The organism is Shewanella sp. ISTPL2 (assembly GCF_013283205.1).
Lineage (GTDB): Bacteria > Pseudomonadota > Gammaproteobacteria > Enterobacterales > Shewanellaceae > Shewanella > Shewanella oncorhynchi.
Window position 1 is genome coordinate 2,243,188 of record NZ_JAAPAV010000001.1, and the last position, 22,839, is coordinate 2,266,026.

General features: G+C 42.7%; 21 protein-coding genes, 2 tRNA genes and 1 pseudogene. 14 read left to right on the plus strand and 10 right to left on the minus strand.

The features are described from left to right. Positions 1–183 precede the first annotated feature (183 nt). Entirely contained in the window at positions 184–981 is a 798-nt protein-coding gene (locus tag HUB64_RS09885; RefSeq protein WP_173496909.1) for a CLCA_X family protein, read from the plus strand. A gap of 158 nt (positions 982–1,139) precedes the next feature. Here the strand turns inward: HUB64_RS09885 and HUB64_RS09890 are convergent, their stop codons facing one another. Further along, a complete protein-coding gene (locus HUB64_RS09890; RefSeq protein WP_173496910.1) occupies positions 1,140–2,075 on the minus strand; it encodes a hypothetical protein in 936 nt (311 codons plus the stop codon). A gap of 175 nt (positions 2,076–2,250) precedes the next feature. Next, complete coding sequence (locus tag HUB64_RS09895) at positions 2,251–4,338, minus strand: TonB-dependent siderophore receptor (protein ID WP_173496911.1); 2,088 nt, start codon at positions 4,336–4,338, stop codon at positions 2,251–2,253. Positions 4,339–4,466: 128 nt separating this feature from the next. Between HUB64_RS09895 and HUB64_RS09900 the strand changes: the two genes are divergently transcribed. The 7 genes from HUB64_RS09900 (at position 4,467) to HUB64_RS09930 (ending at position 11,761) form a co-directional block, all read left to right on the plus strand. Next, entirely contained in the window at positions 4,467–5,636 is a 1,170-nt protein-coding gene (locus tag HUB64_RS09900; RefSeq protein ID WP_131524752.1) for a PepSY domain-containing protein, read from the plus strand. Next, positions 5,636–6,112: a hypothetical protein gene (locus HUB64_RS09905; RefSeq protein WP_105252512.1), complete on the plus strand. Its 477-nt coding sequence runs from the start codon at positions 5,636–5,638 to the stop codon at positions 6,110–6,112. Before HUB64_RS09900 ends, HUB64_RS09905 begins: the two co-directional genes overlap by 1 nt. Positions 6,113–6,383: 271 nt before the next feature. Next, positions 6,384–8,555, plus strand: coding sequence for a TonB-dependent siderophore receptor (locus HUB64_RS09910; protein ID WP_173496912.1), 2,172 nt, complete (start codon positions 6,384–6,386; stop codon positions 8,553–8,555). Between the two features lie 637 nt (positions 8,556–9,192). Further along, the gene (locus HUB64_RS09915) at positions 9,193–9,651 is read left to right on the plus strand and encodes a hypothetical protein (RefSeq protein ID WP_173496913.1); all 459 of its coding nucleotides are present in this window, start codon (positions 9,193–9,195) and stop codon (positions 9,649–9,651) included. Positions 9,652–9,835: 184 nt separating this feature from the next. Continuing rightward, on the plus strand, positions 9,836–10,465 hold the full coding sequence (locus HUB64_RS09920; protein ID WP_173496914.1) for a DsbA family protein: 630 nt from the start codon (positions 9,836–9,838) through the stop codon (positions 10,463–10,465). An 815-nt stretch (positions 10,466–11,280) separates the two neighbouring features. Next, positions 11,281–11,466, plus strand: a complete 186-nt coding sequence (locus tag HUB64_RS09925) for a CsbD family protein (protein ID WP_028759929.1) — start codon at positions 11,281–11,283, stop codon at positions 11,464–11,466. Positions 11,467–11,608: 142 nt separating this feature from the next. Next, on the plus strand, positions 11,609–11,761 hold the full coding sequence (locus HUB64_RS09930) for a DUF3309 family protein (protein WP_301553935.1): 153 nt from the start codon (positions 11,609–11,611) through the stop codon (positions 11,759–11,761). Positions 11,762–12,174: 413 nt separating this feature from the next. Here HUB64_RS09930 and HUB64_RS09935 read toward each other — a convergent pair whose 3' ends face one another. The 4 genes from HUB64_RS09935 to HUB64_RS09950 all read right to left on the minus strand — a co-directional run bounded on the left by HUB64_RS09935 (position 12,175) and on the right by HUB64_RS09950 (position 14,655). Continuing rightward, on the minus strand, positions 12,175–12,477 hold the full coding sequence (locus HUB64_RS09935) for an encapsulin-associated ferritin-like protein (protein ID WP_028759930.1): 303 nt from the start codon (positions 12,475–12,477) through the stop codon (positions 12,175–12,177). 357 nt (positions 12,478–12,834) lie between these two features. After that, positions 12,835–12,911 (minus strand) — tRNA-Val (locus HUB64_RS09940). A gap of 37 nt (positions 12,912–12,948) precedes the next feature. Continuing rightward, positions 12,949–13,025: transfer RNA gene (locus tag HUB64_RS09945), tRNA-Val, on the minus strand. A 250-nt stretch (positions 13,026–13,275) separates the two neighbouring features. Beyond that, entirely contained in the window at positions 13,276–14,655 is a 1,380-nt protein-coding gene (locus tag HUB64_RS09950) for an MATE family efflux transporter (protein WP_168827724.1), read from the minus strand. A 33-nt stretch (positions 14,656–14,688) separates the two neighbouring features. Here HUB64_RS09950 and HUB64_RS09955 point away from each other — a divergent pair, with 33 nt between their 5' ends. Next, positions 14,689–15,312 (plus strand): riboflavin synthase subunit alpha, encoded by a 624-nt coding sequence (locus HUB64_RS09955; protein ID WP_173496915.1) that lies wholly within the window; start codon positions 14,689–14,691, stop codon positions 15,310–15,312. Positions 15,313–15,346: 34 nt separating this feature from the next. On the opposite strand, the pseudogene HUB64_RS09960 reads toward HUB64_RS09955, so the two are convergent. Beyond that, positions 15,347–15,547: pseudogene (locus HUB64_RS09960) on the minus strand (CPXCG motif-containing cysteine-rich protein). A gap of 248 nt (positions 15,548–15,795) precedes the next feature. Further along, a complete protein-coding gene (locus HUB64_RS09965) occupies positions 15,796–16,029 on the minus strand; it encodes a hypothetical protein (protein WP_173244844.1) in 234 nt (77 codons plus the stop codon). Between the two features lie 291 nt (positions 16,030–16,320). Here HUB64_RS09965 and thrS point away from each other — a divergent pair, with 291 nt between their 5' ends. The 4 genes from thrS (at position 16,321) to rplT (ending at position 19,447) form a co-directional block, all read left to right on the plus strand. Further along, positions 16,321–18,249: a threonine--tRNA ligase gene (thrS, locus tag HUB64_RS09970; RefSeq protein ID WP_028759936.1), complete on the plus strand. Its 1,929-nt coding sequence runs from the start codon at positions 16,321–16,323 to the stop codon at positions 18,247–18,249. Positions 18,250–18,252: 3 nt separating this feature from the next. Next, positions 18,253–18,795, plus strand: a complete 543-nt coding sequence (gene infC, locus HUB64_RS09975) for a translation initiation factor IF-3 (protein WP_012089240.1) — start codon at positions 18,253–18,255, stop codon at positions 18,793–18,795. Between the two features lie 84 nt (positions 18,796–18,879). Continuing rightward, a complete protein-coding gene (rpmI, locus tag HUB64_RS09980) occupies positions 18,880–19,074 on the plus strand; it encodes a 50S ribosomal protein L35 (RefSeq protein ID WP_006081653.1) in 195 nt (64 codons plus the stop codon). A gap of 16 nt (positions 19,075–19,090) precedes the next feature. After that, positions 19,091–19,447, plus strand: a complete 357-nt coding sequence (gene rplT / locus HUB64_RS09985) for a 50S ribosomal protein L20 (RefSeq protein WP_006081652.1) — start codon at positions 19,091–19,093, stop codon at positions 19,445–19,447. A 254-nt stretch (positions 19,448–19,701) separates the two neighbouring features. Here the strand turns inward: rplT and trxB are convergent, their stop codons facing one another. Both trxB and ald read right to left on the minus strand, forming a co-directional pair. After that, positions 19,702–20,655, minus strand: a complete 954-nt coding sequence (gene trxB / locus HUB64_RS09990) for a thioredoxin-disulfide reductase (RefSeq protein ID WP_173496916.1) — start codon at positions 20,653–20,655, stop codon at positions 19,702–19,704. A gap of 337 nt (positions 20,656–20,992) precedes the next feature. After that, a complete protein-coding gene (ald, locus tag HUB64_RS09995; RefSeq protein WP_173496917.1) occupies positions 20,993–22,108 on the minus strand; it encodes an alanine dehydrogenase in 1,116 nt (371 codons plus the stop codon). A 179-nt stretch (positions 22,109–22,287) separates the two neighbouring features. Here ald and lrp point away from each other — a divergent pair, with 179 nt between their 5' ends. Continuing rightward, on the plus strand, positions 22,288–22,794 hold the full coding sequence (lrp, locus tag HUB64_RS10000; protein ID WP_006081649.1) for a leucine-responsive transcriptional regulator Lrp: 507 nt from the start codon (positions 22,288–22,290) through the stop codon (positions 22,792–22,794). Positions 22,795–22,839 lie beyond the last annotated feature (45 nt).

The following is a 22,839-nucleotide window of genomic DNA, read 5'->3' on the forward strand; positions in this document are numbered from 1 at the left end:
GAACCCTGTGGTTGTCGAAATCTAGGCATCGCGATCTAAACCGAGAGAAAACCAAGAGTAAGCGCTGCTTGGCTCCTATTCTTAACTTGATATTGCACTTAATGCAGCGTTTTGTTCCTGTGCATTTTCACCTAAAATAGCCAGCTTAATTTGTCTCTCACTGCATAGGGTTCAAGGTAAGCCGTGTTAATTAATCAGCAATATAACCGCCATGGACCCGATTATCGATTTGGTGAGCAAGCCACTTTTCTTGATATTAAACAAACCTTTGGTTTTAGCCATGTGCGTGTTGGCCGCTGGGTGACGCGGGATGAATCGCGCATTGCTGCAGATTTAGTGTTTGATTCGCTCGCCGATCTGGCCTTTATCTTAAAATTGCCACCTTTAACTTTAGGGCTGCGGGAAACCGTCAGCCTGGCCTTTGGTCATGGCGGCCAAAAGGGCGTTCAGGCCCATTATGCACCCGCGACCCGAGAGTTGGCATTGGCTAAAAATGCAGGTGCTGGTGCTTTAGCCCATGAGTTTTGGCATGCGTTTGACCATTATATTGCCGCTAAATCATTCAAACCTACTAATAAGCGGTTTCAGTGTGCGAGCGATCTTTGGTTATCCGATCTGCCCATCATAGAGCATCCATTAAATGTTCGATTATCTGAGATCTTCAAAGTGACATTGTTGAGTGGGCAGTGTGATGAGCCCCATGATTATGTTCGCCGAGCGATTGCATTAGATAAAAAACATGGGATGCAGTACTTCTCTCGGCCAACGGAGATGATGGCGCGAGCATTTGAAGCCTGTATAGAATCCTATACTGATATTTCGAATCCGTATTTAGTGTCGGGAACCCGTTTTTCAGCAATGGCAAAGGAGGGGGCTTATCCCGATGAGGCCCACAGGCAAGTGATTTTTCAGGCGCTGATCAATTACTTTGAACCGCTGGGGATCGCATTGGGCAAAAATCCCTTAACTAGGGCGTGTTGACGTTTTGAGTCATGCATTTGAACAGAGGTTAATTTAGCGTCGCTAGAGGCAAGGCAAAATGTAAAACGACATTCGCCTTAGGTATTTTGAATGTGTTTTGAATGCGAATGGCAGTGGACAGGGGGAGGGTCACGAGCCGTTTGAAGACTGATTGCCAATCACAAGCTCACGTGCTTAGTCAACAACGTTTGCCAACAATCGGCCAAACTATGGCGAATCGCATCAAGATATTGAGATGCCTGAGTATCCATTAAATACCAATAGCTGGGTTTTGATTCAGGCATGTGGTTGAAAAATAAAGCTTCAGCATTGATGATCTGGCTAGGGTGAGCAAATTGTAGCCAAATATTAATGGGTGTATGCGCCAGTGTGATTAGCCATTCAAGTTGCATCTGCCGCGTGGCTGGATTTAGCGCATCTGCGATTAATAAACTCGACTCTTGTAAACGCACAAGTAAATCAAAGGGATTACCTGCGTTTATCCTAGGTGCGACTTGGCATGGTTGCATTTGGTTTATTGCGGATAGGCGAGGTAAAAATACGGACGCTAAGCTAAATTCAGGCCAGTCGACCGATGGTACCAAAGTCTGGGCAATCCGCCGCTCGCCTAACCAATTATGCACCATGCAAGGTAAGTGATCGTCAGGCGGTAAATCATTGGGCCTTGCTAAACTCGGAAACAGCGACATACGCTGCACTTGCACATGCTGAGACAACTGCTGCATCAACACTATTGTGGTTAATCCAGATGAAGGCCAGCAGCCAAGCTGAGGCGTTAATTCAATCGCAACTTGTGTCAAGGCTTGCGTAAGCAGACCACTTTGTGGATGACCTTGTACCACAAAGGCATATTTTGATTCAGCAAAACCACCGTTGGCGATATTTACTATCTGATTATTTACATTGCTGTTTTCAGCCCATTGAGTACCGTTAAAAATAAATGTCGTACCTGTGGTCGCAGGCTGCCAATCGCCGGAAGCATTACCAATAATGGTCACTTGCTCAAAGGCAAGAGTGCCCACTAGAGCTTGCAGATCTAATTTAGCATGTGGCATCTGCAAATGTTGATGCATGTGGGTGTGAGACTTAGGCATAGGCGGAACATCTGTTTTACGAACTCAAAATGGACTTCATTGTAATGGATTATCCCACTGAGCCCAAAGGGTTAATCCATTGAAGTTTACCGGATGCTGTTTTAACGCAGGATAGTTTAGCTTTAGGTATACCGCGCATAAAAGTGATGCGCGGTATTGGCGATTAACAATTAGACTAAAAATTATAACTCAGGCTAAGTTCGACATTTCGCGGTTCGCCGAAGAAACCTTGATTGTAGAAATCGATACTCGAGTAGTACTTTTCATCAAACAAGTTTCGAATATTCAAACGAACAATCGCATCATCAGTGAGTTGATAACTTGCCATAAGATTGGTAAGGAAATAACTGGCTTGTTCAGAGCTTTCGCCGTTAGGCCCCGCGTTTTCTACATAAATCTTGCTCTGCCAGCTTAAGTTGCCACCTAATGTGATATCTTCTAGAGCGCCATCAAAGTGATAGAGCGAAGATAATCGTACTAAGTTTTTAGGCAAATGTGTGCCAAAGGCCGAACCATCGGCTTTTTCAGATTCACTGTAGGTGTAACTGAAGTACAGATCCCAATCCTCTGTGGGTCTACCCGTTAGTTCCATTTCAAAACCACGGTTACTGGTGCCATCCACTGCGCGCATTGGAAAGCTACCATCAGGAAGTGGGTCTTTAATGTTAGGATCTTTTTCCGCCACATTTTCCTTTTGAACTTTAAACACTGCAACACTGGCGGTGAGTTTTTCGTCGAAAAAATCGGCTTTACTGCCAAGTTCAATATTATTGCCAGTTGTCGGGTCTAAGCGTTTGTTATTAGCATCTTTGGCATCTTGAGGCTGAAAAATCTCAGTGTAACTGGTATAAATCGACACACTGTCACTGATATCGTAAATCAATCCTGCATACGGCGTAATGACATCATTGTGCTCATAACCTGGATCGACTTTATATTGGCTGATACGGCTACCTAACAGCAGTGTGATCTGATCGTGCAGATTGAGTTGGGTAGCAATATAGGCACCTTTTTGGATCTCTTCAGTCTCTTCATTGGTGGGAATCGATGGATAATTTGGCTCTGCAATCGAGCCATCCCACTCAAAGAAATTGCCTACGCTTAAAACATCTGTGGTGTAGAAAGAGTCGGCGCTAATATCTTGTTTTGAATAGAGTAGGCCGGTTGTTAGCTTATGTTCTCGACCCAATAGTTCGAATGGCCCTGAAGCAAATATTCGCGCCGCATCTTGCTTACGGGTTGATTGGTAGATCATAGGCAATGCACTCATCCCCAAACCTGTGGTTTTATCTGGGGAGCCATATAAATATAGCAAGTGTCCATCCATCTTATCCTCACGATGTTCTATGTCGAGTTTGAGTTCCCAGTTATTATCGAAGTTGTGTTCTAAAGTAGAAAAAACGTTCGCACCATGGCGTTTCCAACTAGACCAAGATGCTGCAGTGGTAGTCGAACGGGGAAGGTCACTCGCTAAACTGCCGTCGGCATAAAACAGTGGCAGCGCTCCCCAAGTGGAGCCTTTAGGATCGCGGTCACTATAGTCCGCGCCCAAAGTGAATAATGTGCTATCACTTAATCTTGCAGTAACGACGCCATAAATTTGCAGATTTTCATCTTCGGCTAGATCGGTAAAACTATCTGATTTTTCATAGGCGGCGGCAAAACGTGCTTGGACATCGGCATCTTCTGTTATGTCAACTGAACTATCACCTTCTACACGATAACTGTCCCATGAACCTACTTTTGTACTGAGGTAACCTCCTGGTGAAGATTTTGGACGTTTACGAATGAGGTTGATGGCGGCCGAGGGTTCTCCTGCACCAGTTAATAATCCTGTTGCACCACGAACCACTTCTACTCGATCGAAGATAACCGTATCGGTCGAAGCATCATTGAAGAAACTAGAATAGTTAACAGGCACACCATCAAATTGGAAGTTAGTGATTGGATTACCACGGGCGCTGAAAAAGTAGCGGTTAGTTTCTGCTTTCTGTGCAGAAATACCCGGTGTTAAAAACATTAAGTCAGCAACATTGTTAAGAGAAAAACTCTGAATAAATTCTTGATCTATAATCGTCACTGACTGCGGCGTTTCTCTCAGTGTTAAGGGTAAGCCCGTTGCTGTAGCAGCTTTATCTAAACGACTACCTTTAATACTGATCACTTCGATATTGGCGTCTGCGTCTGATTGAGTTTCGTCGGCGTAGGAACTCGGCGCTAACAATAGGCTCGAAATGAGCGCTGCTAACAAGGTTTTATCCATCATGATTCCCCATCATAGTATTTTGTGACCGGCATTCTAATTGAAAACAATTCCCAGTACATCGTATTGATAACAATTTGCATTACCTTTACACTCGCGAAATACGATAAGTGTTAGGAAAGTCACAAATGGCGAAGATCAGTAACCGATTCTGGTTTATGTTGCATGGTTGGGTGTCGCTCCCAATTTGGTTGTTATTTTGTTTTATCTGCTTGACGGGGACGATTGCGGTACTGAGTCATGAGATCACTTGGTTAACGAATCCTGCATCGAGGGCGTTGAACCCTAATGATTTACCCGTAAAACCGGTTAGTGAATTGATGACGATTGTTGAGGAAGCCTACCCAAGTGCGGCAGTCTCTGGCGCTATGACCTTAGAATCTTATATGGTCAATGTGATCATGTTCAGTGACGCGGATAAACCCTATGCCATGGCCTATGTCAATCAATACACAGGTGAAATCCAACAGATTAATGAAGGCATGACATTTGCCGGCTTTATCAGATCTTTACATGCTTGGTTATTATTTCCTTGGCAAAGCGGTTACAGCTTGGGCTATTACCTTGTCTGTTCGATGGCGCTGTTTATGCTCGCATCTTTAGTGACGGGACTCATTGTTTATAAACGTTTTTGGCGAAGTTTTTTTGCTCCGAAATTGCGTGTGAGTCAAGGTAAAAAGACACTATTGGCCGATTTGCATAAATTGTCTGGTGTGTGGTCTATTTGGTTTATCGCGATTATGGCCGTTACCGGATTATGGTATTTAGTCCAAGCCATTTTTTGGCATGCAGATATTGATATCGAGCCACATGCGCCATTGGTTGCTGCTGAGCAATTGCCCTTTATCCAAAAGGGTGATGTGAATCCCGCAGATCCAAGCGTGTCATTTGCACAAGCCTTAACATTAGCACAAACGCACTTTCCTGACTTTCAACCAAGCTATGTGATGAAACCCGAGCATAATCGTGACATGTATCATCTGAGCGGTAGTGGCGAGCACATTTTTTACGATCAGTATTCTTACAACCTTAGCATTAACCCTTGGACGGGGGAGATTACAAGAGCGACATCACCCGAGACGATGACAGGAATACAAACGCTAATGCATATCGCAGATCCTTTGCATTACGGTACCTTAGGTGGTATCTGGACAAAAATCATTTGGTTTATTTTTGGGGTGATCCTATCGGGTATGTCAATCACGGGATTTATGATGTGGGGACTGCGTAATGTGCGTGCAATTAAAAAAATGGGATCCCCCAGTACTGTGACAGATAGGTTAGAGGAGGTACGTTAATGGCTTTCATTCATTCAACTTTTTGGCAAAAAAATAAATATAAACTGAGTGGGTTTATTCTATTGCTCCCCCTATTGTTTTTGTATCAGTCGCTAACACCTACATTTCCACCGGCATGGCAGGCTCAAGAGTTAGGTGAATTTAAAATAGCCCCTTTACCCTTAGATCTAAAAGCACCCTATGTGCATCATGATGACTATGTGAAAGATTTCATGTTGGTTTTTGAAAAAGGTGAGGTAGGCAATATACGCCAAGGCTATGCCAATATTGGAACGCAGGCTTTGCCAATAGCAGATTTACAGCGCAGTGAAAATGGTATTTTACACGGTAATAAGCATGGCCAACACGTACACGCCATCGCAACTAAGACGCTAACCTCCGCCGATAGTCTGTGGATATCGATAGAGAATTGGCAAGGTGAGTGGCAAGTGGCAAAGTGGCCTCTACCTGCCGAGCTAATAGTACAGACACACTGATGAAGTAAAAGCTAAACACTAATGGCGATCCAATGGAGTAATAATCTCAGGGTCGCTTTTAGTGGCGTAGATTAAGAATGATTAACCGAATACGGGTAAAGAATAACCTTTTTCGCCGTAAACGCTCACTTTTGAAGGCATAAACACAACGGGGACGTTTATTCCTCATTAATAAATGATGAATTTGTTATATATATCACCAAAATACAAATGAAAGTGATTCGCAATAGTGTTACCGTATATCCATCCTAAATAAACTCCCTAAATTACTATGCGCTTTTATCTACTACCTCTCGCGTCTGCCATTACTTTGGCATTAAACCCTTTGTCAGTCTTGGCTGCAGAGCCGTCTTCTGCAGCAGATGCAAATGATCAAAATATTGAAAAAATAACAGTGATGGGCAAGTACACTGTGAGTCGAACCATTGATACCGCCACAGGTTTAGGGCTGTCACTGCAGGAAACGCCACAGTCAGTGAGCATCTTGACCGCTGAACGGATCCAGGATCAGGCACTCAATACCGTTGTTGATGTGGTTAATAACACAGTAGGTTTGTCTTCATCTAAAACAGATAACGTTCGAAATGGCTTTATGGCTCGTGGTTTTGCGGTTCAGAATTACCAGATCGATGGCGTACCTTTATCTTGGAGTTTGGGGGGCGATGCAGGTGAGACTGTGTCTGATATCTCTCTGTACGAGCGTGTAGAGGTGGTGCGTGGTGCAACAGGCTTACTAACGGGGGCAGGGGATCCTTCTGCTTCAATCAACCTAGTGCGCAAACATGCCGACAGTGACGAACTTAAGGGCTATGTTGATGTTGCTACGGGTAGCTGGGATAAAAAACAAGTTACCGCAGATGTTTCTAATGGCCTCAACGACAGTGGCAGTGTGCGCGGTCGCATGGTCGCTAAATATGTCAATAGCGATTCTTATCAGGATCTTTATCAAGACCGTAAGACCATTCTTTACGGCGTAATTGATTCAGACATTACTGACAACACTATGCTGCGCGTTGGCGGTAGTTACAATAACAACAACCCCAAAGGAGCGATGTGGGGGGCGTTACCAGCAGTATTCAGCGATGGTTCGGCTACTGATTGGGATGTTTCTACTACAACAGCGGCAGATTGGAGCCGTTGGGAAACGACTAACATCAACTATTTTGCTAACTTGAACCATTATTTCAGCAATGGTTGGCAGTTGGTGGCGAACTATAATCGCATGGAATATGAAACCACCACCAAAATGATCTATATGTCTGGCTTGCTGAATAAAGAAACCGGTGCAGGTTTGAGCGGTCAGCGTTATCACAGCCATGGTGAAAGTAACTCTGATAATTTCGATTTTCAGTTGAAAGGCGATTACCAACTCTTTAACCGTGAGCATCAATTTGTGACTGGTGCCTTATACAGCAAACAGAAATCCTATGCTGATACCTATGAACCCATCCGTGAGAATATGACAGGCTGGGACTCAAAGGCAGTTGAAAACTTTTATGATTGGCAAAGCAACGCCTTTGAAGAGCCTGAATGGTCAACAAACGCCAATCGCCAGTTGAATATGGATACCGAGCAGAAAGGTTTCTACGCAGCAACTCGGCTAACAATTACCGATGATTTAAAAGTGATTGCCGGTGGCCGTATTTCTAGTTGGAACCGCGAAGGGGTCAGCTATGGTACTGATACCAACTTTGGTGATGATGGCGTGTTCGTTCCTTATGTTGGCGCCTTGTATGACATAAACGAAGAGCATCGTGTTTACGCCAGTTATACCGAAATATTTAATCCGCAGAACAGTAAGGATATTAACGGTGATTATTTAGAGCCACTCGAAGGTAAAGCCTATGAAATCGGTTTAAAGAGCGCTTATCTAGATGATCGTCTGCATACCGCAGTGGCACTGTTTAAGATTGAACAGGATAATCTGGCAACACCCGCTGGAACTATCATTGTTGACGGTACTCCAACCACTTATTACAAAGCTGCTCAAGGTACTGAGAGTACAGGCTTTGAGTTAGAAGTGGTGGGGGAGTTTATCGATGGGTGGAATATCACGGCTGGCTATTCGCAGTTTACAGCGGAAGATGCTGACGGAAAAAAAGTGGCGACTACTAGCCCTCGCAAACAGTTTAAACTATTCACAACTTATCAGTTTGTCGATTACCTGCCTGAGTTGACCGTGGGTGGTGGTATTAACTGGCAGAGTGATAGTTACTCTGAAGGGGGGACAGTAAAAATCGATCAGGATGCTTACTCTTTAGTCAACCTGATGGCTCGTTATAACCTCACTGACAACATGGATCTGCAACTTAACGTAGAGAACCTATTAGACGAAAAATACTATGCTTATATGTCTGCCTCTGCCTCAATGTCCGAAGCATATAGCGTGTATCATTACGGAACCCCACGTAATGTGACCCTGAGCTTTAATTACCGCTTTTAAATTTCCGCTAAATAAAAGGAGTAGCCGATTTATCAGCTACTCCTTTTGTATCTTCTATTATTGTTATTCCCAATATCTTTATGGCTTGTTTCGTGCGTATTAACGACTCAGTACTGATATCGGTAAATATTGGGCTAACTCACCTATGGTTCGTTCCCAAATCCAATGCTGTTATTAATTGAAAGCGGGAAGATAATGCCCTTCAATCAAGTTATGGAATGGCACATATTGTATTGGTAGTTATCCCTCTTTCTTGTGGGCATTGTATTGTCAAGAATCAGTACGGCAACGAACAGAGTCAATAGAAAAATATAGGTATACTCATGCCATTAGCCTTATTACAAGGTTGTGGCTTATCGCCAGCTTTTTAAGCTAAAGACCAGATGTTACATAGATTAAGCCGTTGTTGGACTTATAAAGTATTTTATGTTGATGACAAGATGTCAACAATTCATATCAATAATAGCCATCTGCTTTTGACTATTTAGTTAATAATCATTTCAAAACTGCACTTTTAATGAGACATAATGTCATAGTAAATATGGGCTTGTTTAGTAAGTTTACTTTCATCAATGCATAGAAAAGTGATTCATTTTTCACAGTAAAGACCAAGGACTCCCGTTTTGAGGCGAATAATATGCAAATAGAAACGCTTTATGATGTTATGCAATGGACTAGAAGTATACACCAACAGCTGCATGCATTTGCGGCACATTGCGCACTTACAAATGATAGCGAAAGAAGCGGATTACTGTTGGAGTATATTTCAGTCCACGAGCAAAAAATGGCACGGGTTATCAGACAGTTCGAAGATAATGGCAATAGCAATGCACTTAACACTTATTGTCGGCATTATTATGAAAAAACCGCTATTCCTTTTAACACCATAGGTGAACATCCGTTTAAGAGGATGGATACGGATGAAATAGCGATGGCCACACTTGAGTATCATAAAAATATTGTAGGGCTGTTTGAATATCTACAAAATTGCAGTTCTGCACCTTCCGTAACTGAATTTCTTAGCAATATACTGTCCCTTGAAGAAGCTGAAAAGCGATTACTGGCACGTAATATGAAACAAATCGATGACTTCTAGTATGTCTGCTAAAAATCACATCCTTGTACCTATTGCTCGGTGTAGTTTCGGTATTTATTCTGTAGTTCAGATATTGAAATCTTGACTTCATGTGGGTAACAAATAGATCTGCCATCACAATAATTATTGATTAGCCTTGAAACTAGAGTGTATGACTTAAACTGCCACATTATTAAGGATTAACATGAATCAACCCCTGAACATTGATTACTATTCTGATATTCTTTGTGTGTGGGCTTGGGTTGCACAACAACGTATTGAGGAGTTAAATCAAAAGTTAGAAAATAAAATTCATTTTAAATATCATTATCTTGATGTATTTGGTGATGTTCAAACAAAAATTGAGATGCAATGGAAACAGAAAGGTCAATATAATGGTTTTGCAGAGCACGTACATAAATCTGCATCTATCCGTGATGACGTTCCCACAAACTCAAAAATATGGACAGAAGTCAGACCGACAACGTCAGCCAATGCACATTTAGTGCTCAAAGCCATTGAACTTATCTATGACAAAAACACCAGTATCAATATGGCATTGAAATTTCGGAGTGCATTTTTTATCAATGCATTGGATATTGGTAAGCTTGAAATACTTTATGATCTGGTTGATTTCTATGGGCTGGAACAGAAAAAAATCATCTCAAGCGTTCATGATGGTTCAGCTATAGCCGCATTAATGAGCAACTACCAAAAGTCAGCACAACAAAATCTACAAGGCAGTCCAAGCTATATTATCGACGAAGGTAGACAAATATTTTATGGTAACGTAGGTTATCGTGTTCTTCTTGCGAATATAGAAGCATTATTGTAAAAATCAGCAGCCGAGGCTAGTTGGTGCTAAAAACCTTAGACTACCAGCTGTGGTTTTCTAAGCTCTATAAGATGCTATGAACACTTCTAGACCATTTTAACGTTTTAGAGTTATACCTCTTAGTTCCTTCTGAGTTTATCCACTGAACATTCATATACATATTTTTAATGGCATCGATGACATACCAAAATGTAGCTACATTAGGTATCAGCTGATGTTTCATTGTGTTTTAAGTTAAATTGCGGATTAAAATATTTATAATGTGTACGCTATCGCACAGACACACTTTTAGATAAATTATAAATTGGATACAGAGTTTAGATTGATATGCCTTTAATGGGTAATCTTTATCTTAATAAGATGGTTTATGTTGTTTATCTTGATATTTTGGCTCATCATTAGGAAGTCAGCTTTAGCTAAAAAATCACTAGATAATTAAATAATGGAATTCAGCCATGACTAATACTAAATTTCAGCAAATAAAATAATCTCCACAATTTATACTTAAGATAAAATTCAAGATTGCTACATAACCACCCCTATTTAAACCAATGTTATATTGTAGAATTCATACCTAAGTTGACGCGGTGTGATTGATGTGTAACCAGTCACACAATTTTATGAAAACACAGGAATTTATTTCCCCCGTCTAATTTACCATATGGTTTTACTGATATTTTACCAACTAAGATATTTACATAAAAATATGTAGATGTTTGCTAAACGCTATTTACTAAAATGAAAAATAGCTCATAGCTGATTGTTAGCGCTCATTATTATTTAGATGTTATATCAACAACAAAAGGAAATTGACCATGAACAAAGACCAAATAGAAGGTTCAATAAAAGACGCTGCAGGCAAAGTGCAGCAAAAAATTGGTGAGATCGTTGGCAACCCGAAACAGCAGATGAAAGGGGTTCAGAAACAGATAAAAGGTAAAACTCAAAAAGCAATTGGTAATGTAAAAGAAGCGGCTAAGGATGCCGAAAAACACAGTTGATGTCAGAGGCTTTTACAATTAAGTAAGCACCTTAAGCATAATGTTTGGCAGCTTTATGTGGGTATTTAAAAGGATCTCAGTCATATTGATTAAGATTTCTGGTTCGAGTTATATCCATAATGTCTAGGAGACTCTCATGAGTATAGGAACAATATTATTGGTGGTTTTGATTCTGATGCTGATCGGTGTGGCTCCGACTTGGCCACACAGTAAGAGCTGGGGGTACGGCCCGAGCGGTGGATTAGGTTTGGTAGTATTGATCCTCGTTATACTCCTTCTACTCGGTAAAATTTGAGCGATAAAGCCTAAGTGATGTATGACTTCAATATTGAGTCATCATTTCTAATTGCCGTAGGTAGCTAAAAATAGTGAGTGATGTTTTTAGTCGTTCAAAAATGGCTGACATCGCTCGTTTTTCTTGTACGGCAGTGCTCGTTATACTGAGATTGAAAGGTTCTGTAGGCCTAGCGAGATATCTCGTTAAGGTGGCATTAGGTGAAGTCCTTGACGCTAAAAATGAAAGTCACTAAGTCCGTAGAATACAGTGTCCGTAGTAATACATTTGCACGCTAGTATTCTGCAAGGCTGTATGAAATGAGCTAAATGGTGCAATAACACATGCAGAGGTTTGTATTATAAGAACGGCAGCTTAGTGACTAAAGGCGTTTGCTCACGAAAATGGCTTGCTCAAACAGCCAGATTGAATACTTATTTGTGAACAATAGGTGTGTGAGCAACAGGCGTATCTGTAAAAAGGTAATGTTTTAGCTGTTTATCAAAGCTCGGATCTTGTCTCCTTATCCATTCTTGTAGCATTGCAGCATGTTCTTTTTCTTCATCTCGATTATGTATAAGTATCTCTCTCAACTCATTATTTTTGCACGCATCAACTCTTTGGTTATACCAGTCTATTGCTTCAAGCTCTTCCATCAGTGATGTAAGTGCACGGTGCATGTCCTTGGTTTTATCTGTGAGTTCAGTAATGGGTTCATGATAACCTTCATTCGACATTGGGATTTCCTCGCTAAATGCAGATAGGATCGCTCACTATTGAGCGGTGATGATAATTGCAGATGATTGTCTTAACGCTATTTTCAACGAACAGACTTTGAATGCATTATTCTGCGACCTTAACCTTCGAGTGTCTGTTCGATGCCGTACTTAGTCAAAAATTTTTAGGCCGCTCGTTTAAAAGGATTGGAGAGGGCGCAGAAATACCACTGCGAATATTTGATTTAGCACAGGATATTACTTTGGATGTTGAACTTTGAGATATTTGGGAATGAATTTTAAATAAAAAAACAAAGGTAGATTAATTGTATTTAGCTTGATAAGCAGAGCGGGATTAATGAAATACATAATAAGAAATGGTACACCCGAGTGGACTCGAACCACCGACCCCTACCATGTCAAGGTAGTGCTCTAACCAACTGAGCTACGGGTGCACTGTTTGAATTTCAAATTTAGACTCTTTGAAGAGAGTGGTACACCCGAGTGGACTCGAACCACCGACCCCTACCATGTCAAGGTAGTGCTCTAACCAACTGAGCTACGGGTGCATCGCAAAATTTAACAAGCTATTCAAAAGCATTGCGCCTTGGAACGAGCGCTATATTAGGGGCATAGCGCAGGGCTGGCAAGCAAAAAAAACAAATTTGTCGTCAAATGGTGAATTGCTGTGCAACTTGCCCAGTGTTTCAACAATGCCGCCGATAAAACCGCAATTTTTTATTCGCTTTACTTCAGAGAATGCATCGAAATCAAACTGATAAACCAAAAGGCGAGCACTGTCGCTCGCCATTAATGCAATCAATGGTGAACACTGTCACCTTCAATAAGGCTCAAATGCACGCCATGCTTTTGGATGTAACGCAGACGAATGAAAAATAACAGCGCTGCTGAGGTCAAGCCCGCAATCAATCCTGCCCAGAATCCATGGGCGCCCATCGCGGGAACGATATGGTCCGTATAAGCTAAGGTATAACCGAGTGACATACCAATCCCCCAGTAGGAAAACAGCGTGATATAAAAGGCGCTGCGTGTATCTTTATAACCGCGAAGAGCACCCGCTGCGACCACTTGAACTGAATCAGATAATTGATACAGGGCTGCCATCAACATCAAGCTGCCAGCTAAGGCAACCACTTCAGGATCACCATTATAAAGTTTCGCAATTTGGAATCTAAATAATACGGTCAAAACCGCTGTCGTTAGAGCAAGGGATAGTGCCAGCCATAAGCCCACTTTAGTGACCACAGCGGAAATATCGGCGCGATCACGGCCTAAGTAATAACCAATCCGAATCGATACCGCGATACCTATCGATAACGGCAGCATAAATACGATGGCAGAAAAGTTGAGCGCAATCTGGTGACTTGCGACCACAGTTGCGCCAAGTGGCGCGAGTAACAGCGCTATGATGGCAAATAAACTCACTTCAAAAAACAGCGCCATTGCTATCGGCATGCCGAGTTTGGTCATTTTCTTCATCGTTTCAAAGTCTGGACGATGAAATTTACTGAAGGGAGCTAAAGCCGCGAATTTTTTATGTAACTGCATGTAAATGGTCATGGCAACTAGCATGGCCCAGAATACGAGAGCAGTGGCGATACCACAGCCTGCGCCGCCCATGGCCGGTACGCCAAAGTGTCCATAAATAAAAATATAGTTAGCGGGGATATTTACGGCTAGACCGACAAAACCAATGACCATGGTCGGTAAGGTATAGGATATACCTTCACTGCAGCCACGTAGCACTTGATAAAGCACAAATGCGGGTGCGCCCCATAAAATACCGTCGAGATATCCTATGGTTAAGCGGTATAATTCAGGCTCCAAGTCCATGTGGCCAAGCACAAAAGGGGCTGATGCAAGGAAAACCATCACACCAATGCCGCCTATAATGGCAAGATAGGCACCTTGAAAGGCCAAAGGTTGGATGGCTTTTTGATTATTCGCGCCATTATAGTGGGCAAATAAAGGCGTAAAAGCCATCAGCAAACCTTGGACGAACAGAATAGCGGGTAACCAAAGGCTAGTGCCGACTGCGACGGCGGCCATATCAACCGCACTAACACGGCCCGCCATAACAGTATCAATAAAGCCCATCATGGTCTGAGTGACCTGAGCTATCAGTACCGGCAGCGCCAGTTGGATTAAACGTTTGGCTTGATAGCCTGAATGATTCATAAATACAGCCTTTAACGATTAAGCGAGCAAAAAATGTTTACAGGTATAGTTCAAGCCACCTGCGAGGTGGTTGCAATACATAAGAAAGATGGCCTAAATACCCTTGAGGTAGCGTTTGAACCTGATTTGCATGAGGGACTTGCGATAGGAGCAAGTGTGGCAAATAACGGGGTATGTCTTACTGTGACTCAGGTCGCTGATGATAGGGTATTTTTCGATGTAGTGGAAGAGACCTTGCGACTGACGAATCTGGCTAATTTGTCTATAGGTCAAAGCGTTAATGTTGAGCGTTCGTTAACTTTTGGTAGTGAAATTGGTGGGCACATTCTCTCTGGCCATATCCATACTAAGGCCAAAGTCATCGATATTAGCCATACAGAACAGCATTATGATCTGACACTGGGCATTGAGCCTAAATGGATGGATTACATTTTTTATAAAGGTTTTGTTGGCGTTAATGGCTGTAGTTTAACGGTTGGCGAGGTGAGTGACTTAGGCTTTAAGCTGCACTTAATTCCTGAAACCCTAAAACTGACCAATTTAAGTCAGTATAAAGTGGGTGATGAACTCAATATTGAGATCGACAGCCAAACACAAATTATCGTCGACACAGTCGAGCGCGTGCTGGCCAGGCGTTTTAACGAACAAGCACGTTAGTTTTGTGACATCGCAGCGTGTAGTGCAATCTCGTTTAATAGATTTGCTCGTCGTCTGAATCGATATACAGCTCAACCGTTCGTCTCGATTCATCGATGTGTAAGCGTAAGTGAATCGGATTACAACAAATTCGGCAGTCATCGTAATAATCTTAGTCTCCACAGCTGGCATCGATACTGATATCTTGATGGTGCCCGCAGTGGGGACAAGCAATAACTTTGTTCATGACTCTCATGGTGCAACTCCTTATCGCCAATAGAGCGAATCGCTCTGCTCAATCAACGCATCTCATACTTCGTACGCTTATCGCTTATATTGTCTGCGCTTTGTCGATATTCGAAACCTGAGTGCGCTTTATGTGCTTCCTATTTGAGTATACAGCAGAGTGCAGTGCACTGACTTAGATGAAGTCGGTCTCAAAACGCAGCATGATAGACCTTCTGGTTAAATATTTTCTTGTTGGATCATTATCTCTTCTAAAAACTAGTCCTTTACCATCACTAACCCCTCCATTTCACTGCTGTGTAACACGCCATCGCGGGCATCTTGGGTAATATCCAGCGTTAAACGCTGCATCTGTTGCTCAAGTTCACTTTTAATATCAACGAGTAACACTTGAGTATCAATCAAAGATTTGCTTGTAATTTTCACCTGTGGCTCAGATAAAGCGGTTGCAGTGTGCGTGAGTGTTACAGCCAGTAGAATGCAGTTCAACATATCAACTCCCTTGTCATGTTTTCAGTGATGCCCAATAAACTGGCGCTAGAATAGGGGAGTTAGATGACCAAGAAGTTACCAAGACACTGCAAAATCATGAATTTGCTTTTTGTTTCCAATCCCAATTCTGGTCAATATGCTTGCGCCTTTTAGCTACAATCCCTTAGAATAAACGCCCTGCTACGCAAGGCGGCTAAGACTCCTGTACTGTCTTAACCTAGCGAGCATTTCTCTTACATTAACTAAAACCAAGTGGCCCTACGTGTGGGTCACCACTGGAAAGGACATTTCATGCCTGTAATTACACTTCCCGATGGTAGCAAACGCGAGTTTGCCCATGCTGTATCGACCCTCGATGTTGCCGCTGATATTGGCCCTGGTTTAGCGAAAGCTTGTATCGCTGGCCGCGTTAATGGCGAATTAAAAGATGCTTGCGATCTCATTGAAACCGATGCTGAGCTATCAATCATTACCGCCAAAGACGAAGAAGGTGTTGAAATTCTTCGCCATTCTTGCGCGCATTTATTAGGTCACGCGATTAAGCAAATGTGGCCAGAAACCAAGATGGCGATTGGTCCTGTTATCGATAATGGCTTCTACTATGATATCGACCTTGAGCACAAGTTGACTCAAGATGACATCGACGCATTAGAAAAGCGCATGCTTCAACTAGCAAAAACTAACTATGACGTAGTAAAACGTGTCGTTAGCTGGCAAGAAGCCCGTGATACATTCGCTGCGCGCGGTGAAGATTATAAGATTGCCATTCTGGATGAGAACATCAGCAAAGACGCGACGCCTGCGCTGTATCATCACGAAGAATACACTGACATGTGTCGTGGACCGCACGTACCTAACATGCGTTTCTGCCAACATTTTAAATTAATGAGCATTGCCGGCGCTTATTGGCGTGGCAACTCAGAAAACAAGATGTTGCAACGTATCTATGGTACCGCTTGGGCCGACAAAAAAGCCCTGAGCACACACTTAACCCGTCTTGAAGAAGCGGCTAAGCGTGACCACCGTAAAATCGGTAAACAGCTCGACTTGTATCACATGCAAGAAGAAGCGCCGGGTATGGTGTTTTGGCATAACGACGGTTGGAGCATCTTCCTCGAATTAGAAAGATTCATTCGCCGTAAGCTAAACCAATACACTTACCAAGAAGTGAAAGGTCCATTAATGATGGACCGCGTGTTGTGGGAACGTTCTGGTCACTGGGATAAATACTCAGAAGCCATGTTCACGACCAGCAGCGAAAACCGCGAATACGCTATCAAGCCAATGAACTGCCCTGGCCACGTGCAGATCTTCAACCAAGGGTTGAAATCTTACCGTGATCTACCATTGCGTATGGCGGAATTTGGTTGCTGTCACCGTAATGAACCTTCAGGCTCGTTACACGGATTAATGCGTGTACGTGGCTTTACGCAAGACGATGCCCATATTTTCTGTACTGACAGCCAAGTTCAAGAGGAAGTGAGTGCCTGTATCCAGATGGTTTACGATACTTACGCTACCTTCGGCTTTGAAAATATCGTAGTAAAACTGTCGACTCGCCCAGAGAAACGTATCGGTGACGATGCGATGTGGGACAGAGCGGAAGAAGCACTTAAGCAAGCTCTGCGTGCCAATAATATTGAATTCACTATTTTGCCAGGCGAAGGCGCATTCTACGGACCCAAAATCGAATTTACTTTACACGATTGTTTGGACCGAGCGTGGCAATGTGGTACTGTGCAGCTCGATTATGCGTTGCCAAGCCGTCTTGGTGCAACTTACGTTGCCGAAGATAACAGCCGTCAGACCCCAGTGATGATCCATCGTGCCATTTTAGGCTCTTTGGAACGATTCTTGGGTATCTTGATAGAAGAATATGCAGGACGTTTCCCAACTTGGTTAGCCCCAATGCAAGTTGTCGTGATGAATATCACCGATAAACAGGCTGATTATGTTGAAGAAGTCGTAAAATTCTTCAAAGAACAAGGTATTCGAGCGTCTTTTGACTTGAGGAATGAGAAAATAGGCTTTAAAATACGCGAGCACACCTTAAGGCGTGTCCCTTATTTGTTGGTCGTTGGCGATCAAGAAATGGAAAATAAGGAAGTAGCGGTGCGTACCCGTGATGGTATCGATTTAGGTAAGATGCGACTTGAAGATTTCGCCACTAAAATCCATCAACAGATTTCGCTCCGTAGTCTCAAATTGTTGGAGGAATAGGTCATAAAGATCAAAAAAACAGCAGGGCGTCAGCCGGCCCCTAATAGAATCAATGAAGAAATCACAGGTGTACCAGAAGTACGCTTAACAGGCATTGATGGTGAAGCTATTGGTGTGGTAAGCATCAGAGATGCTCAGAATTTGGCAGATGAAGCAGGTGTAGACCTAGTAGAAATCAGCCCAAATGCTGAACCTCCAGTATGTCGCATTATGGACTACGGTAAGTTCCTTTTTGATAAGGCTAAGTCAGCCAAGGAACAAAAGAAGAAGCAAAAGCAGGTTCAGGTCAAGGAAATTAAATTCCGTCCTGGAACTGACGAAAACGACTATCAGGTAAAACTACGCAACCTGATACGTTTTCTGGAAGACGGGGATAAAGCGAAGATTACGCTTCGTTTCCGAGGTCGCGAAATGGCACACCAAAACCTGGGTATGGATCTATTGAACCGTATCAAGGCTGATTTGGACGAGTATGCGGTTGTTGAATCTTTCCCGAAAATGGAAGGCCGACAAGCAATTATGGTGCTAGCGCCTAAAAAGAAATAAGTAGGGCAAAACTTAAAGTAGCAAAGGTCTATGGCCTTTGCTCGCCTTGCTTTTTATTAAACATCCCAATGCGGAGTTTTAGAAATGCCTAAAATGAAAACAGACAAGGGTGTAGCGAAGCGTTTTAAGAAAACCGCTAATGGTTTCAAGCGCAAGCAAGCACACTTACGTCACATTTTGACGAAAAAAAGCACTAAACGTAAACGTCACTTACGTGCCAAATGTTTAGTATCAAAAGCTGACGTTCCAGCAATCGCGCGTCAATTACCTTACGCTTAATTTAGGAGATTAGAAAATGCCAAGAGTTAAGCGTGGTGTAACCGCTCGTGCTCGTCACAAGAAAGTTTTAAAACTAGCTAAAGGTTATTATGGCGCTCGTAGCCGTACTTACCGTGTTGCTGTTCAAGCAGTAACTAAAGCTGGTCAATATGCTTACCGTGACCGTCGTCAGAAAAAACGTCAATTCCGTCAACTTTGGATTGCACGTATTAATGCTGCCGCTCGTCAAAATGGTCTGTCTTACAGCCGTTTCATCAACGGTCTGAAAAAGGCGTCTATCGAAATCGATCGTAAGATTTTGGCTGACATCGCTGTATTCGATAAAGTTGTATTTGCAACTTTAGTTGAAAAAGCAAAAGAAGCATTAAACTAAGAAATTAGTTTGTTGCTGTAGAGAAGGGACCATTTGGTCCCTTTTTTTGTGCGCCATTTTAGGCTTAACCCAACCTAAACACTTATAAGTGCTCATCTAACTGGTACAAGATTAAGAATCGGTGAAGGAAAGACATGTATGTGCGTGAACAATATTGATTGGCACAGTCCGCAAAAATTTTTGCTATTGCTTAACGATTTTGACCTAAAAAAATAGCAGGCTAAGCCTGCTATTCGTTGAAAAATCGAGTCTAGTTACTTTTTAGCGTCTAAATAACGCTCTGCATCGAGTGCGGCCATACAGCCTGTACCGGCAGAAGTAATAGCTTGACGATAATGTTGGTCCATCACATCACCACAGGCATAAACACCTTCGATACTGGTTTGCGTGGCGTTACCTTGCAAGCCACTCTGAACTTTTAAATAACCGTGGTTCATTTCCAACTGGCCTTCAAAAATACCGGTATTAGGGCTGTGACCAATAGCGACGAACACGCCAGCAACGGATAAGTCAGCGATCGAGCCATCTTTAGTGCTCTTCATCTTTAGACCTGTCACACCCATGGCATCACCAACCACTTCATCCATGGTTTGATCTAAGTGAAGGATTATGTTGCCATTGGCGACTTTGTCCATCAGACGGTCGATCAAGATTTTTTCTGAACGGAAGGTGTCACGGCGATGGATGAGGTGAACTTCAGCAGCAATATTGCTTAAATACAATGCTTCTTCAACGGCGGTGTTGCCGCCACCGATCACTGCGACTTTTTGATTGCGATAGAAGAAGCCATCACAGGTTGCACAGGCTGATACACCGCGACCTTTGAAAGCTTCTTCTGAGTCTAATCCTAAGTAGCGGGCAGATGCGCCAGTTGCGATGATCAGTGCATCACAGGTGTACTCGCCATTGTCGCCTTTCAAGCGGAAAGGGCGCTCGGTTAAGGTGACTTCGTTAATGTGATCGAACAAGATTTCAGTATCGAACTTTTCAGCATGCTTCTGCATACGTTCCATCAAGGCTGGACCCGTTAAGTCGTCCGCGTCACCTGGCCAGTTTTCAACTTCAGTCGTCGTGGTTAATTGACCGCCTTGCTGCATACCTGTGATCATCACAGGTTTTAAATTCGCACGCGCAGCATAAACGGCTGCGGTATATCCTGCTGGGCCTGAACCCAAAATCAATAAGTTACAATGTCTGACCTGGCTCATTTTTATCTCCGTGCCTTTAGCAAATTGCAAGGATTGTAGGGAATTTACCTGTGGGGGTAAAGTGTTGGAGGGCGATTCTTTTAGATTGCACTAATCGAGTCCATCCGTTTTGGTATGGAGAGTGTCAGTTTTACTTTACTGTGAAAACATAAATAGCTTAAGTGTGAACCACGAAATGAAGCACGGGATAAGCTTGTATGAATATGATGGTACGATCGTAGTGAAGCGTATTTCTACCCAATAAAAAAATCGGCCTCAATTGTATCGAGACCGATTTGAATTACATACTAAGTAAAGCTAGCTCAAATTCACATAAAAAGTTAAGTTAATTAAAAGCTTATACTAATAGTGTCGCAGGAGATGTGAACGCTAAGTTTAGGGCGTGAGCCACTTCCTTACACACCACTTTACCGTGCATGACGTTTAAGCCATTAAGAAAATGCTTGTCTTGCAACAGCGCTTCTTTATAGCCTAAATTTGCTAACTTGAGAATGTACGGTAAAGTTGCATTGTTAAGCGCAAATGTTGAAGTACGAGCGACCGCACCAGGCATATTTGCAACACAGTAATGCACAACATCATCAACAATATAGGTAGGATCTTGGTGAGTAGTGGCATGTGAAGTTTCAACACAACCGCCTTGATCGATCGCCACGTCAACGATAGCGCTGCCAGGCTTCATACGTGAAATCATGCTACGAGTAACCAATTTTGGCGCCGCAGCACCTGGAATTAGTACACCACCAATCACAAGATCGGCCTCAATAACATGACGTTCAATTGCATCTGCAGTTGAGTAAATGGCTTTTACAGCAGAACCGAATTGCACATTTAAACGACGCAGAGCATCAATACTGCGATCAAGAACAACAACATCAGCACCCATACCAACTGCCACTTGTGCTGCATTAGTACCAACCATACCGCCGCCAATAATGACGACTTTAGCAGGCTCAACCCCTGGTACGCCGCCCAGTAACATACCGCGGCCACCAGAAGATTTCTCTAATGCCATAGCGCCAGCTTGGATTGACATACGACCAGCGACTTCAGACATAGGAGCAAGCAAAGGCAGGCCACCACGATCGTCTGTCACAGTTTCGTAAGCGATACATACGGCACCACTTTTGATTAAATCTTCAGTTTGCGGTAAATCTGGAGCAAGATGCAGATAAGTAAATAAAATCTGATCGTGACGCAACATAGCGCGTTCAACTGCTTGAGGCTCTTTTACTTTTACAATCATCTGCGCTTCAGCAAAAACTTCAGCAGCAGTCGCTAAAATTGTGGCGCCAGCATCAATATAATCTTGATCTGAAAAACCAATACCTATGCCTGCATTTGTTTCAACAAAAACGTCGTGACCTTTGATCGCCAACTCGCGAACACTAGAAGGAACCATACCGACACGATATTCGTGGTTTTTAATTTCCTTGGGAACACCAATAATCATCTTTGAGCCTCAATTGCCTGAAATCCCACTTTTAATGGGCATAATTGTTATTTTATCGTGACCTGAACGTGATTAATTCAGGGATATCTAGTATAGTATCGGCGACGCAGTTTATGCTGCTGAACTTTCGGCATACGTAGAATAAAATGTTGTTTTAGTGATAAAGCAAGGTTAAATAAATGGCATATAATAAAAAGAGTCCTGTAAAAGACTTGGATCGCATCGATCGCAACATTCTTAATGAACTACAACTTGATGGCCGCATTTCAAATGTGGAATTGTCAAAAAGAGTCGGACTAAGTCCAACTCCGTGTTTAGAAAGAGTAAAACGTCTCGAAAAGCAAGGTTACATCAATGGCTATACCGCATTGGTGAATCCTCATTTCTTGGGTGCATCCCTACTGGTATTCGTGGAAATCACATTAAGCCGTGATACTCCCGAAGTGTTTGATAAGTTTAACCGCGCAGTGCAACTACTCGATGATATTCAAGAATGTCATCTGGTTTCAGGCGATTTTGACTACTTACTGAAAACTCGTGTTTCAGATATGTCGGCTTATCGTCGCTTGTTAGGTGAAACTTTATTGAAATTACCTTCTGTTTCCGACACGCGTACTTATGTTGTGATGGAAGAAGTTAAGCACACCAGTCGTGTAGCGATAAATCATCTACTCTCAGATATCTAAATTACCCTGATTGTTTGGTTTTACAATAAGGGGCTTAGGCCCCTT

Excerpts from the sequence above, each read along its gene's own strand:
- HUB64_RS09890 (WP_173496910.1), bottom strand. The coding sequence starts at position 2,075 with ATGCCTAAGTCTCACACCCACATGCATCAACATTTGCAGATGCCACAT.
- HUB64_RS09895 (WP_173496911.1), bottom strand. The coding sequence starts at position 4,338 with ATGGATAAAACCTTGTTAGCAGCGCTCATTTCGAGCCTATTGTTAGCG.
- HUB64_RS09900 (WP_131524752.1), top strand. The coding sequence starts at position 4,467 with ATGGCGAAGATCAGTAACCGATTCTGGTTTATGTTGCATGGTTGGGTG.
- HUB64_RS09905 (WP_105252512.1), top strand. The coding sequence starts at position 5,636 with ATGGCTTTCATTCATTCAACTTTTTGGCAAAAAAATAAATATAAACTG.
- HUB64_RS09910 (WP_173496912.1), top strand. The coding sequence starts at position 6,384 with ATGCGCTTTTATCTACTACCTCTCGCGTCTGCCATTACTTTGGCATTA.
- HUB64_RS09915 (WP_173496913.1), top strand. The coding sequence starts at position 9,193 with ATGCAAATAGAAACGCTTTATGATGTTATGCAATGGACTAGAAGTATA.
- HUB64_RS09920 (WP_173496914.1), top strand. The coding sequence starts at position 9,836 with ATGAATCAACCCCTGAACATTGATTACTATTCTGATATTCTTTGTGTG.
- HUB64_RS09925 (WP_028759929.1), top strand. The coding sequence starts at position 11,281 with ATGAACAAAGACCAAATAGAAGGTTCAATAAAAGACGCTGCAGGCAAA.
- HUB64_RS09935 (WP_028759930.1), bottom strand. The coding sequence starts at position 12,477 with ATGTCGAATGAAGGTTATCATGAACCCATTACTGAACTCACAGATAAA.
- HUB64_RS09950 (WP_168827724.1), bottom strand. The coding sequence starts at position 14,655 with ATGAATCATTCAGGCTATCAAGCCAAACGTTTAATCCAACTGGCGCTG.
- HUB64_RS09955 (WP_173496915.1), top strand. The coding sequence starts at position 14,689 with ATGTTTACAGGTATAGTTCAAGCCACCTGCGAGGTGGTTGCAATACAT.
- HUB64_RS09965 (WP_173244844.1), bottom strand. The coding sequence starts at position 16,029 with ATGTTGAACTGCATTCTACTGGCTGTAACACTCACGCACACTGCAACC.
- thrS (WP_028759936.1), top strand. The coding sequence starts at position 16,321 with ATGCCTGTAATTACACTTCCCGATGGTAGCAAACGCGAGTTTGCCCAT.
- rpmI (WP_006081653.1), top strand. The coding sequence starts at position 18,880 with ATGCCTAAAATGAAAACAGACAAGGGTGTAGCGAAGCGTTTTAAGAAA.
- rplT (WP_006081652.1), top strand. The coding sequence starts at position 19,091 with ATGCCAAGAGTTAAGCGTGGTGTAACCGCTCGTGCTCGTCACAAGAAA.
- trxB (WP_173496916.1), bottom strand. The coding sequence starts at position 20,655 with ATGAGCCAGGTCAGACATTGTAACTTATTGATTTTGGGTTCAGGCCCA.
- ald (WP_173496917.1), bottom strand. The coding sequence starts at position 22,108 with ATGATTATTGGTGTTCCCAAGGAAATTAAAAACCACGAATATCGTGTC.
- lrp (WP_006081649.1), top strand. The coding sequence starts at position 22,288 with ATGGCATATAATAAAAAGAGTCCTGTAAAAGACTTGGATCGCATCGAT.